Origin of the sequence: Nocardia sp. NPDC050799 (assembly GCF_040654015.1) — a bacterium.
Classification (GTDB): Bacteria; Actinomycetota; Actinomycetes; order Mycobacteriales; family Mycobacteriaceae; genus Nocardia.
In genome coordinates this window covers 164,127-176,333 of sequence record NZ_JBFAHF010000007.1, presented here as the reverse complement: position 1 = coordinate 176,333, position 12,207 = coordinate 164,127, and the positions used below count along the sequence as shown (strand labels likewise).

At 66.7% G+C, this 12,207-nt stretch carries 11 protein-coding genes; 4 read left to right on the top strand and 7 right to left on the bottom strand.

The window, feature by feature from the left end:
* Positions 1-72: 72 nt before the first annotated feature.
* A complete protein-coding gene (locus AB0H42_RS10205; RefSeq protein ID WP_357052857.1) occupies positions 73-570 on the bottom strand; it encodes a hypothetical protein in 498 nt (165 codons plus the stop codon).
* Positions 571-855: 285 nt separating this feature from the next.
* Here AB0H42_RS10205 and AB0H42_RS10200 point away from each other — a divergent pair, with 285 nt between their 5' ends.
* Complete coding sequence (locus tag AB0H42_RS10200; RefSeq protein ID WP_357052697.1) at positions 856-1,404, top strand: DUF4282 domain-containing protein; 549 nt, start codon at positions 856-858, stop codon at positions 1,402-1,404.
* Positions 1,405-1,520: 116 nt separating this feature from the next.
* Here AB0H42_RS10200 and rfbC read toward each other — a convergent pair whose 3' ends face one another.
* Together rfbC and rfbA are read right to left on the bottom strand one after the other, a co-directional pair.
* A complete protein-coding gene (gene rfbC / locus AB0H42_RS10195) occupies positions 1,521-2,075 on the bottom strand; it encodes a dTDP-4-dehydrorhamnose 3,5-epimerase (protein WP_357052693.1) in 555 nt (184 codons plus the stop codon).
* Positions 2,076-2,083: 8 nt separating this feature from the next.
* Positions 2,084-2,956, bottom strand: coding sequence for a glucose-1-phosphate thymidylyltransferase RfbA (gene rfbA / locus AB0H42_RS10190; protein ID WP_357052690.1), 873 nt, complete (start codon positions 2,954-2,956; stop codon positions 2,084-2,086).
* Positions 2,957-3,497: 541 nt separating this feature from the next.
* On the opposite strand from rfbA, the gene AB0H42_RS10185 reads away from it, so the two are divergent.
* On the top strand, positions 3,498-4,538 hold the full coding sequence (locus AB0H42_RS10185; RefSeq protein WP_357052854.1) for a carboxylate--amine ligase: 1,041 nt from the start codon (positions 3,498-3,500) through the stop codon (positions 4,536-4,538).
* A gap of 69 nt (positions 4,539-4,607) precedes the next feature.
* Positions 4,608-6,560 (top strand): hypothetical protein, encoded by a 1,953-nt coding sequence (locus tag AB0H42_RS10180; RefSeq protein WP_357052851.1) that lies wholly within the window; start codon positions 4,608-4,610, stop codon positions 6,558-6,560.
* Positions 6,561-6,564: 4 nt separating this feature from the next.
* On the opposite strand, the gene AB0H42_RS10175 is transcribed toward AB0H42_RS10180, so the two are convergent.
* Positions 6,565-7,386, bottom strand: a complete 822-nt coding sequence (locus AB0H42_RS10175) for an LLM class F420-dependent oxidoreductase (protein ID WP_357052686.1) — start codon at positions 7,384-7,386, stop codon at positions 6,565-6,567.
* 70 nt (positions 7,387-7,456) lie between these two features.
* Entirely contained in the window at positions 7,457-8,176 is a 720-nt protein-coding gene (locus AB0H42_RS10170) for a hypothetical protein (protein ID WP_357052683.1), read from the bottom strand.
* A 291-nt stretch (positions 8,177-8,467) separates the two neighbouring features.
* On the opposite strand from AB0H42_RS10170, the gene rfbB reads away from it, so the two are divergent.
* On the top strand, positions 8,468-9,478 hold the full coding sequence (gene rfbB, locus AB0H42_RS10165) for a dTDP-glucose 4,6-dehydratase (RefSeq protein ID WP_357052680.1): 1,011 nt from the start codon (positions 8,468-8,470) through the stop codon (positions 9,476-9,478).
* A 58-nt stretch (positions 9,479-9,536) separates the two neighbouring features.
* Here the strand turns inward: rfbB and AB0H42_RS10160 are convergent, their stop codons facing one another.
* Positions 9,537-11,057, bottom strand: a complete 1,521-nt coding sequence (locus AB0H42_RS10160; RefSeq protein ID WP_357052677.1) for a DUF2142 domain-containing protein — start codon at positions 11,055-11,057, stop codon at positions 9,537-9,539.
* Complete coding sequence (locus AB0H42_RS10155; protein WP_357052674.1) at positions 11,054-12,196, bottom strand: glycosyltransferase; 1,143 nt, start codon at positions 12,194-12,196, stop codon at positions 11,054-11,056. The genes AB0H42_RS10160 and AB0H42_RS10155 overlap by 4 nt, the downstream gene beginning before the upstream one ends.
* Positions 12,197-12,207: the final 11 nt, after the last annotated feature.

The following is a 12,207-nucleotide window of genomic DNA, read 5'->3' as shown; positions in this document are numbered from 1 at the left end:
CTTCCGGGGCTCACTGCTGTCGGTTTCTGTGGTTGCCGGGTGCTACCGAGGCCGCGGCGCGCGGCCGGTGCCTCAGGCGCAGGCGACGCTGGCCAGCCGCTGCGGCCGGCGGACACGCACGGACCGGACGGCGGCGCCGATCGCGACCACCGGCGGGATCCAGCGGGCTTCCTCCGGGTCCACGCCCCAGCTGGCCGAACCGGCCGAGAGGTGGGTGGGCGGCAACGGGATACCGTCGCCGTCGGTGTGCACGACCGCACCGGCGGCCCGCAGCGCCTCGACGGCACGTTCGGCCTTGCGCATCCCGGTGACCAGATGGATCTCCCGGCGCTCGGCGCCCGGGATCTCGATCACCGGACCGGTCAGGTTGTTCGCTCGCAGATACCGGCGGACCGACGCGGCCAACTCCCCGGTGACCTCGACAGCGGAAAGGTCTGCGTCGGTGATCAGGCACAGGCCGTTGGTCGTTTCGGCGACCGTCCAGCCACGCTGGGCGTAATCCCGCGCGGCAGCGGACTTGGCGGCCGCCGAGACGGAAGTCGGAAACGTCGTACGCACTGTCATCTCCATTCCCCGGTATAGATAAGCTCCGGCTTTCATGGGTCGTATCGGTGCCGGGTGCCCGGGGCGTTACGCCGTTCCAGCGATTTTTTTCGACTGTCGGCTTCCTCTCATTTGTGGCAGCAGTCGATATCAACTGGTACAGGACGATCATCGGGATCCTGGTTGGCTTCGCGCACCCAATCCGGGAAGGATTCCGTTATGGTCGGCGAGGCAGCGGACGAATCCCCGAGAACCGGTCCGGCGGCGGCCGGAGCACCTGAGCCGGCGGTTCCTCCTACAGCCGGCGCAGGAGTGAGACCGCCGGAGGAGGACGATACTGCGGATTCGCCTGGTCGGCGAATCCAGCGGAAGCTCAGTTGGCGCGCTGAGGCCGCGCAACGCTTCGCCGGCGCGGCCGCCGCCGAGGACGAACCCGGCCCCGAAGCCGGTGCCCGGTCGGTCCGGCGCTGGGGTGCCGAGGCGGTCCGCGGGCTCCTGGATGTGCAGTTCCGCCGGCCCGCCACCAGGACGTTGCTACCGCTGGTCTACCTGCTCGGACTGGTCTTCGCGGTGACCGTGCCGGTGGTGCTCACCGTGCTGGCCTGGCGGATCTCGGCGTTGCTCGGAGTGCTGGCGGCCCTGCTGGCGTTGCCTTTCGCGCTGACGATCGCCGCCGCGGTCCGTCTCTTCCTGGAATTCCTGGTGAACGCCTCCCGGCTGGCGACCCGGGTGGAACACATCAGCGATCTCGCCGACGACCTGTTCCAGGTGCTGTCCGCGGTGGCCGAACCGGTGAACCAGCTCTCCGAAGATGTGCGGGCGGTGCAGTTCTGGCGTTTCCGCCGGGGGTCGCGCAAATAACTCCGTACTCCCCGTAATAGCGCTGGCGGCCGGTAGTAGGGCAGATCACCGATACCGGACGGCCACATGACCCGACTGCGAGCGGGGCCCGATCGGCCGTGGCGCGACCGTGTAGTTCAGCGGTCCCGCAACCGGGGCGCCGCGGCATCCTTCGGGGAGCGCAGAAAGGTGAGCCGCCGCCCGTCACGGCCGGTCTCCGGCCAGTCGATCGCGAGGTCCGGATCGAAGGCATCCAGATCGTGGTCGTGCCCGGGACTGTACTCGAGTGAGCACAGATAGGTGAGGACCGATTCGTCCTGCAGTGACAGCACCGCGTGCCCTAGCCCTTCGGACAGGAAGACCGACCGGCGCTCCACATCGTCGAGCAGCGCGCTGTCCCAGCGGCCGAAGGTGGGGGAGCCGGGCCGCAGATCGACGACGACGTCGAGGAAGGCGCCGCGCCCGCAGGTCACGTATTTGGCCTGACCGGGGGGATTGTCGGTGTAGTGGATACCGCGCAGGACACCGGCGGCCGAAACCGAGGTGTTGACCTGCAGCAGATCGAAGGACCGGCCGGTGGCCTTCTCGAACTCCGAGGCCCGGAAGGTCTCGGCGAAGGCGCCCCGGTCGTCGCCGTGGATTCTCGGTGTGAAAACCCAGGCGCCGGGGACCGACATCTCACTGACCCGCATCTACCAACTCACCAACTTCGTCCGTGCTCGAGCAGATCGAGCAGGTACTTACCGTAACCGGAACGGGTGAGCGGGTCGGCGAGCAGGCAGAGTTGCTCGTCGTCGATATAACCCATCCGCCACGCGACCTCCTCGGGCACGCCGATCTTCAGGCCCTGCCGCTCCTCGATGGTGCGGACGTAGTTGGCCGCGTCCAGCAGTGAGTCGAAGGTGCCGGTATCCAGCCAGGCGGTACCGCGGGCCAGCACATCGACACGGAGTTTGCCCGCCTCCAGATAAGCCCGGTTGATATCGCTGATCTCGTATTCACCGCGGGCGGAGGGACGCAGCCCGCGCGCGATCTCCACCACATCGTTGTCGTAGAAATACAGTCCCGGCACGGCATAGTTGGACCGCGGCAGCTTGGGTTTCTCCTCGATGGAAATCGCCTTGCCGTCGGCGAATTCGACCACGCCGTAAGCGGTCGGATCGGATACCCGGTAGGCGAAGATGGCGCCGCCGTCGATTGCGGCGAACCGGTTCAGACTGGTGCCGAGGCCGGGTCCGTGGAAGATATTGTCGCCCAGCACCAGTGCGGCCGGATCGCCGCCGATATGGTCGGCGCCCAGTACGAAAGCCCGGGCCAGGCCGTCGGGCACCGGTTGTACGACGTAGTCGATCGCGATGCCGAACTGGGCGCCGTCACCCAGTAGGCGCTTGAAGGATTCGGCGTCCTCGGGCGTGGTGATCACCAGGATGTCCCGGATCCCGGCCAGCATGAGAGTGGACAGCGGGTAGTAGACCATCGGTTTGTCGTAGACCGGGACAAGCTGTTTGCTCACCCCGCGCGTGATCGGATGCAAACGCGACCCGGTGCCGCCCGCCAGAATGATTCCGCGCATGTTCGGTCAGTGTGCCAGCCCGGGTGGGTGCGGCTGCGTGCGGCGGTGCTTCGCCGCGCCGTCGAGTGCGGCGGGCCGGGGCCGCGGGCGAGCGCCCGCCACGCGCGATGGCGGGCCCGCTGCGCCCCGGTGCCGTTTGATGGCGCGCTTTCTGGGTACTCACCGACAATGAGGGCGATACAGGGGTCCGATCCAGATCCGTCTCGATATTTTGGTTGAGGATTCGGTCGAGTATCCGCCCGAATTCCGTGCCGGTGCGGTTTTCCGTGTACGGCCGTGATATTGCGCCCTCGAGATCTGATAGGTGCGAAATAGGATTGAGAGGGGAGAGGCTTTGTCGGTTCCGGCTGTGGACGCGAGAAAACGAAACCCGGACAAGGGGTATGTAGCGCTTTTGGGGTGGAGTCTCAATGCGGTCGAGGCGATAGACCGTTTCGACAGGCGTTACGTGGTGGTGGCCCCGGAATGGGCGGAGGGATACTGTGCCGAGCACGGGATACCCTATATCCCCTGGAATTTCGAGAGGCTGAACGAACGTTCGGTGGAAATCGCCGAGACGTTGCGTGACATGGGTGTCGATGTCGCAATCCCGATCTTCGAGGAAACCGTCGAATGGGCGGGTGCCATAAATTCTGTACTGATGGACAACCCGCGGCTCTTCGGTCAGGCCATGCTGCTGCGGGACAAAGCTCTGATGAAGCGGCGCGCACAGCTCGGCGGTATCAGGGTGGGAATCTTCGAGGAAGCGCACGAGCGCGACGACGTGATCCGTTTCCTGAAACGGGTCAACCAGACACTGATGAAACTCGACGGCGACCCCAACGACCCCATTCACATCAAGGCGTTCGACAAGGCCGGTTGCCTCGGCCACCGGGTCATCCGTACGCCCGACGAGATCGAGACCATCCCCGACGACGAATTCCCGGTACTGATGGAATCCCATCTCGACGGTTGGGAATTCGCCGTCGAGGCATGGATCCACGACGGTAGAATCCGATTTCTGAATATTTCGGAATATGTGACACTCGGCTATTCTGTTTTCGTCCCGGCGACCCCGGAACTGGAGAAGTACCGGCCGGAGATAACTCGCCAGGTGGAACGGCTCATCAAGACGTTCGATATCGATTTCGGTTTCGTACATCCCGAATATTTCGTGACCAGTGACGGCGAGATGTATTTCGGTGAGGTCGCCTACCGGCCGCCGGGATTCAAGGTGTTCGAGTTGCTGGAGCGGGCGTACGGTTTCAACGCCTACCACGGGCTGGTGCTCGCGTTCGACCCCAAGACGACGGAAGAGGAGATAACGGAATTCTTCCCGGAGGAGGTGGTCGACGCCAAAGGTCATGCGGGCACCTTCGGGGTCTACCCGCGCCGGCGGGTGGTCAGCCGATTGTCGGTCCCGGAGGAAACCGAAGATCACGAATATTTCGATTCACACGAGCTCACCGCTCCGCTGACCGAAAAAGTGATGAAACGTACGGCGTTCGGAAACCATTGGGGTCTTCTGTACTTCTTCGGAGAGGACCCGTACACTCTCCGGGACCTGTTGAAAAGGCAGGAAGAGCTCGATTTCTATATTTGATCCGTTGTCGGCAACGGGTTCGTCGGGGAGGTTCGGCGATTGAGTCCACTCAGCAGCGGTGGGGAGTCCATGGACAGGCATCTGGCCCGATTGGACGACGCCACCCAGGCACTCGCGGACGCCGGTGATTTCGGTAAGCAGGTCAAGCTGTCGCGGGTATTCGGCGCGCTGCGCCGAGTGCTGCTGCTACCCGGAGGCTGCGCCGCGGTGCGGTCGCGAGCGGCGCGGCTGGATACGGCCGGACTGTTTCTCGGCACCGACTGGGCGCGCCCGCAGATCCTCATCCCGTCGCTGAGCAGCGGCTCGCTGCGCAGCACCAACCCGGACACCATCGCCCTCGAGACGGTGAGCAATCTGCGGTTGCTGGAGGTAGCCAAGGGCGCGTACGTGCATCCGCAGATCTCCGCGGAGCAGGCCCACCACCATGTGTCGCAGGTGCTCGCCATCAATCTGTCATTGCTGTTCACACCTCCGTCCGAGGCCGAGCGGACCCAGCAGGGACGGATGGCCCAGGTGCCGCGGGAGTTGCTGCGGCACCTGGTGGAGGAGGTCGGCTACGAGAAGGTCCTGGAGAATCTGGTCGACGAGATCTGGCGGATCCTGCGGCAGCGCCCGGTCCAGGTCGACTCGGTGAAACGGATGATCACCCAGATCGCGGTGGCACGCAGTAATCCGGATATCGATCTGGGCGCCGGCGGGCTGGGCGCGGACCGGCTGATCAGCAGCCTGTACGGCACCACCGACTCCTGCCGTGAAGACCCCGGTGTCGAGGTGTACCGCACTCGGCTGGAGACCATGGACGACAGCGCGCTGCAGTACGAGACAGCGGGTTTCGCGCGCTCGATGCACGATACGGGACTGGTGTCGCCGTACCACGCCGTCCTGCTGCGCTTCCTGCTGAGCAAGGGCGAGTACCTGCTGGGTGAGGCGCTGGGATTGTCCAGTACCGGGCGCGAATGCCTGCTCTGCTACCACGAACTGGTGCGACAGCTGATCGACGAGGCCGTGCACGTCGAGACGGCGCAGTGTATCTACGGGCTGGCGCTGATGCTGGAACGCGGCATCCTGTACCAGCCCCCGGTCGCCCCCGCCCTGTGGCGGCAGATGGCGCTGCAACTGTCGGCGCATTCGCAGCAGCGCCTGACACAGGCCTTCGGACCGGATCCGGCCCCCCGCGCCCGATTGCTGGCGGGCATGTTGTCGGTACTCGGGCTGCCGCTCGGTATCGGCCAGGGCGACAACCCGACCTGCCAGTCCGCGCGGGCGCTGTCCATGTGGGCCTACAACGACCCCGACTATCTGCTGCAGACACTGGCCTGGGCCGCGCGCGACGACGAGGTCGTCATGCATTTCGAGGGTGCGCAGATCTCCTCGCGCGACAGTGCCGGCGGGGTCGCCACCGAGCTACCGGTGGACCTGGACCCGGTATCGCTGCTGGTAGTGCCCCATCTGGACCGGATCTACGCGGAGATGGGACGGCGTTGCGTGGATCGGGAGGGCGACCCGCACCGCTGGATCAATCCGGAATTCCACGGCTGGTGGTCCGGGCGCGGTTTCCGGATCAATGTCGACGTGGCGACCGGCAACCTGACCGATCTCGACGAGTTCCTGCGGCATTTCTACGCGAGCTACCACCCGTTCCACAACGGCAACCAGCCGCTGATCCACCCGCAGCCGGCCGGGGTCGCGGTGACCGACAGCGCCGCCCGATTCGTCGGCTGGCACGCGATCACGGTGCTGCGGGTGGCACTGGACCCGCAGGAGCGGATGCGGGTCTATTTCTACAACCCGAACAACGACAGCGGGCAGGACTGGGGCGACGGCGTGGTGGTCGGCACCGCCGGGCACGGCGAACGGTTCGGGGAGGCATCGCTGCCGTTCGAACAGTTCGCCTCGCGCCTCTACATCTTCCATTTCGATCCGCTGGAGCCCGGCGAACTCGCCTCGGTGGACCGGGAGGAGCTGGACCGGGTGGTGGGCTATGTCCACCGCAGCTGGGGCGCCGCCCGGTTGCCCGCCTGACCGTTCAGTCCCGGTACCGCTCCACCAGTTTCGCGAGCTCGTCCAGATCGCGCAGGGAATTCGCTTCCGGTTGCGTTTCCAGCTTCAGGGTCACCCGTTCCACTCCGGCTTGGGCATAGGCGTCCAGTACCGCCGGGTCCGCGGGGGCCGGGGTGACTGTGACCGGTAGCCCGCTGTCGGTGAACTCCGCGAGTTGCGCCGGTACCGCGGCGGCATCGGAGACGCCGTTGGGGATCCAGCCCACACCGTGCCGGCGCGCGCGCCGGGCCGCGGCCTCGCCGCCCCCGATGAAGATGGGCGGATGAGGCTGCCGGTGCGGTTTGGGCCAGGCGAAGATCGGGTCGAAATCGATGAACGAGCCGTGGTATTCGGCGAGGTCCTGGGTCCAGATCGCGAGGATCGCCTCGAGTTGTTCGTCCAGCAGGGCGCCGCGGGTGCGCGGATCGGTGCCGTGGTCGGCCATCTCCTCGCGGTTCCAGCCGACGCCCACGCCGAAGACCGCACGGCCGCCGGAGATGTGGTCGAGGGTGGCGACCTCCTTGGCGGTGTGGATGACATCGCGCTGGATCAGCAGGGTGACCCCGGTGCCCAGGACGAGCCGGTCGGTGACCGCCGCGATCGCGCCGAGGACGACGAAGGGATCGAGGGTGCGGAAGTAGACGCGGGGGAGGTCGCCGCCACCGGGGTACGGGGACTCCCGGCTCGCCGGAATATGCGAATGCTCGGCGAGGAACAGCGATTCGAAACCGCGTTCCTCGAGTGCCGGTCCGAGCACGGTCCCGCTGATTCCCTCGTCGGTCAGGAAGGTATTGACGCCGATCTTCATGACAGACCGAACATCGTGCCCACCCGCGAATATTTCGTGGGTGGGCACGACGCCGGGGATCTGCCGCGGCCTACCGGGCCGGGCCCGATCCGTTGGGCGGGAACGGTTCGTTGATGGTTGTGACGTACTGGATCACCGCGCCGATGATCACCGGGGCGGTGATGAAGAGCTGGCCGGCCACCGTGCCCAGGGCGCCGATCGCGACGATGCCGCCGAGGCAGCCGACCACGGCGGCCGGGACGAACGGACCGAAGAGCCCGACGATGGTCGCCGCGGCCACGGTCGCGCCGGCGATGCCGCCGAGCACACAGCCGACCGCGGCGCCGCCCAGACCGCCGACCGCGGTGCCGATCGCGGCCCCGGTGGCGATGGTGTCCTTGAGCCGGGTGAAGGCGGCGACCTCACGGTCGTAGGGGGTCTTCCAGGGCGCCGTCTCCTGATGGGGCAGCGCGGCCGGTCGATACACTGCCCGGTCCGGGTCGAGCTGCGGGGTGAGCGTGGCCGTGTGACCGGAGATCTCCGCCGCGATCGGGAACTCGAAATCGTCGAGCCGGAAGGTCAGCGGCGTGCCGGCCACCACCGTGCCATCGGCAGCTTTGATCTTGAAGGTACCGTCCTCGACCACCATGGACCCCGAATCGGTGGTGACGACGGAACGCCCGTCCACAACCTCCGCGGTGAAGCCGACCGGCGCCGGCAGGTCGGTGGGCGCGGCGTGGGCACTGCCGGATGCGATGCCGAGTGCGGCGATGAGCAGCGTCGACATCGTGGTCAAACTCCTGACGAGCATGTATGTATTCACCTCATATGGGAGTGCGGGCACAGATACGTGTCAATCGAACGGAAGCGGCCGCCCGGTGGGGCCCGACCGAATCCAGACAAAAAGGTTATCGGCCGGGTAGCGGCCTCCGGTCGACGGGGGTCACGAAAAGCGCTCCTTCTCTTGCTATTTCGGAAAATGTCGTGTTCCGGATCCGGCCGCGCCCCCTTCCGGCACCGAAATCGGATTCCGGCGCCGCCCCGGGCGCGGCCGGGCCACCGAGTGCTGCCCGGCCCGGTGACCAGGACGTAGAGTGAACGGGTGCGTCTACTCGTGACCGGTGGAGCCGGGTTCATCGGAGCCAACTTCGTCCAGCACACGGTCGCCGAACGGCCGGATACGACGGTGACCGTGCTGGACGCGCTCACCTACGCGGGCAACCGGGCCTCGCTCGACCCGGTGGCCGATCGGATCGACTTCGTCCACGGCGATATCGCCGACCTGGACCTGGTCGACGAACTGGTGAGCGGAGTGGACGCGGTGGTCCATTTCGCCGCCGAATCACACAACGACAACTCGCTGGCCGAACCCTGGCCGTTCGTGCAGACCAATATCGTCGGCACCTATTCGCTGCTGCAGGCGGTCCGCCGCCACGATGTGCGGTACCACCATGTCTCCACCGACGAGGTGTACGGGGATCTGGGCCCCGACGACCCCCCGTTCTCCGAACGCACCGCCTACAACCCGTCCAGCCCGTACTCGGCGACCAAGGCCGCCAGCGATATGTTGGTGCGCGCCTGGGTGCGTTCGTTCGGCCTGCGCGCCACGCTGTCGAACTGCTCCAACAACTACGGGCCGTACCAGCATGTGGAGAAGTTCATCCCACGCCAGATCACCAATCTGATCGACGGGGTGCGCCCCCGGCTCTACGGCGCCGGACATCAGGTCCGCGACTGGATCCATGTGGAGGACCACAATCGTGCGGTCTGGGATGTTCTCGATCGGGGGCGGATCGGCCGCACCTATCTGATCGGGGCCGACGGTGAACTGGACAATCGGGCGGTGGTGGAACTGCTGCTCGCCGAATTCGGGCGCGACCCGGGCGATTTCGACCATGTCACCGACCGCGCCGGCCACGACCAGCGCTATGCGATAGACGCGGGCCCGCTCCGCGCGGAACTCGGTTGGCAGCCGCGCTACGCGGACTTCCGGGCGGGACTGTCGGCCACGGTCGCCTGGTACCGCGCGAACGAATCCTGGTGGCGCCCGGTCAAAGCCGCTACCGAGCGTGCCTACGCCGCCGCGGGGGAGCAGACCATCACCGTGCCGTGACAACGCCCGGCCCGGCCGTAGCGCGGACCGGGCGTATCCGGTGCGATTCCGGTCGATGTCAGGCCCAGACGTAGATGTGGTACTTCGCCACCGAGGCGATCAGGGCGATCAGCGCGGCGACGACGACGGTCACCGCGGCGTAGCGGCCGGGTTCGCGGTCGCCGGGTCCACGGAGGCGGAAGGGCATCCAGCGCAGCAGTACCGCGAACGACACGATCGCCAGCGGGACGAAGTAGCGGCCCTGGACACCGTCGATGATGTAGTAGCCGACCGGGGTGAAGGACATGTAGAGGGTGACGTAGATCATCGCGACACTGGCCGCCATGGTCAGCGCCACCACGAGCGTGCGCCGGAAATCCGGGCGGTCGAAGCGTTCCGCCATCCCCACGCTCACCGCGAAGGCCAGCAGGCAGGCCACGATCGCGGTGGCCGGCACCTCGATATAGGCGAAACCGAGTTCCCCGAAGAATTCGGTGAACCACTCCTGGTCACGCCGCAGAATGCTTTCCCAGAAGGTCCGCAGGAAGCCGAACGGGTCGGTGATGATGCCGATCAGCTGCTCGCCGGTGTTCACGGTGTGCCACTGATGCGGGGGCCGCATCAGGCTGGTGCCCTCGCCGGTGGGCGCGGCGATCTTCATCCACACCGCGAACCCGATCGCGCCGATCGCCGCGCACGCCCAGGTGAGCCACCGGCGCCAACCGGTCAGGCCCATCCGCTCGGCCGGAATCAACACCACCAGCATGGCGAGCAGCACATAGGTGGGTTTGCACAGCGGCAGCGCGATCGCGGTACCCAGCACCGCGGCGGTTTCCACCCGGCCCAGCCGGTCCCCGAGAAACAGGCCCTTCACCAGGAGCGCCGATACCAGGACGGCCAGCGCGTTGGTGAGGGTGTCGGCGGTGACCGTCCCGGCCTGGAAGACCGCGATGGGCAGTACGGCCACAGTGAAGGCCAGCCACTGGATGCGGTGCGCGCGCAACGTCCACAGGGCGAAGCCGACCACGAGCAGGTAGGCGGCCAGCCCGGACAGCCGGGTGAGGCGCACCATGGTGCCGGCGTCGGCGTCGATCAGTTCGGCGAATCCGATACCGATCGCATTGGGCACGTAGGGCACCGCGGAATAGGCGGCGGTGTTGGTGAACCAGATGATCTTGCGTTCGTCGGTGACCGGGGCATCGTTCAGCCGCTGGTAGGCAGCGGGATCGGCCACATCGGGGTTCGGTTCGCCCGGGTTGTGGGTGTAGTCGTCGATGGCGTAGCCCATCAGCGCTTCGATCGCCGCCGGTACCTCACCGCCGTAGGCGACGCCGCGGTCGTCGTCGATCCGGGTGGGGTTCAGGCCGCCGTGGGCCACCTGATAGGCGCGCCCGAACTGGGTGATTTCGTCGTGACCCCAGAACGGCGGGCTCATCACCGCGAACACGAGCCCGAAGATCCCGGCCAGCAGGGTGAACGCGACGGTCGCCGGGCCCATCCGGCGCAGCAGGGCAGTTGCGGCGCGCCGGGGACCGGCCAGGACGGAACGACCCGCGGCCTGCTCCTCTCCGGCAGGGCGGGTCCGGGTCTCGGCGGTCAACGGATGTCCCCGGCCACCTGGTCGCCGCGCCGTCCGGGCATGAGCGAGGGCCCTGCGTGGTCACGCTTCGCTACCGCCTCCGGGCCTGACTCGCTCATGCCGTGGTAGGCACCGGTGGTGGCCGCGACGCCCGCGCCGGGGGCCTCGTAGCGGAGATAGATCAGGCGTGCCGCCTCGTGCCGGGACCGGCGGATACCGTCCAGGATCAGACCGGCGGTCCAGGCCAGGAAACCGACCAGCAGCAGGGTGCAGGCCAGGAACAGGGTCGGGAAGCGGGGCACGGTGTGGGTGTCGTAGTACTCGATGATTATCGGGACGGTCAGTACCACCGAGATCAGCCAGCTCACGGTACCGAGCAGGCCGTAGAAGGCGACCGGGCGCTCGTGCCGGGCCAAGCCGGCGATGAGGGCCAGGATCTTGAAACCGTCGTGGTAGGTACGCAGTTTGCTCTCACTGCCGGCCGGGCGGTCCCGGAATCCCACCGGTACCGCGGTCTGCGGGACCCGCAGGTGCAGTGAATGCACGGTGAGTTCGGTTTCGATCTCGAATTCCCGGGAGACGGCGGGGAAACTCTTCACGAAGCGCCGGGAGAAGACCCGGAAGCCGCTGAGCATATCCTCGACGTTCTCGCCGAAAACCTTGCCCACCACACCGTTGAGGACTTTGTTCCCGGTCTCGTGGCCCGCCCGGTAGGCCGATCCGCTCTCGTCCTGTTTCCGGACGCCGAGGACATGGTCGTACGGGCCCGACAGCAGCGTTTCGATCATCGCCGGCGCCGCGGACGCCTCGTAGGTGTCGTCGCCGTCGATCATGAGGTAGATATCGGCCTCGATATCGGCGAAAGCGCGGCGCACCACATTGCCCTTGCCCTTGGCCCGCTCCGCGCGCACGATCGCGCCGGCGGCCCGGGCTTTCTCGGCGGTGGCATCGGTGCTCAGATTGTCGTACACATACACGACAATTCCGGGAACCGCGGCTTTCAGATCGGTGACGACCTTGGCCACCGATGCTTCTTCGTTGTGACACGGAACGACGGCGGCAATGCCGAGTCCATGGGGGATGAGCGAGGGCCCTGCGTGGTCACGCTTCGCTTCCGCCTCCGGGCCTGACTCGCTGATGCTGTGTTCGGTGGATTCCACCTGGTCAAATC

What these genes read in the sequence shown, in the direction of transcription:
- rfbA (WP_357052690.1), bottom strand. Translation starts at nt 2,956, where the DNA reads ATGCGCGGAATCATTCTGGCGGGCGGCACCGGGTCGCGTTTGCATCCG.
- AB0H42_RS10175 (WP_357052686.1), bottom strand. Translation starts at nt 7,386, where the DNA reads ATGAAGATCGGCGTCAATACCTTCCTGACCGACGAGGGAATCAGCGGG.
- rfbC (WP_357052693.1), bottom strand. Translation starts at nt 2,075, where the DNA reads ATGCGGGTCAGTGAGATGTCGGTCCCCGGCGCCTGGGTTTTCACACCG.
- AB0H42_RS10170 (WP_357052683.1), bottom strand. Translation starts at nt 8,176, where the DNA reads ATGCTCGTCAGGAGTTTGACCACGATGTCGACGCTGCTCATCGCCGCA.
- AB0H42_RS10180 (WP_357052851.1), top strand. Translation starts at nt 4,608, where the DNA reads ATGGACAGGCATCTGGCCCGATTGGACGACGCCACCCAGGCACTCGCG.
- AB0H42_RS10205 (WP_357052857.1), bottom strand. Translation starts at nt 570, where the DNA reads ATGGAGATGACAGTGCGTACGACGTTTCCGACTTCCGTCTCGGCGGCC.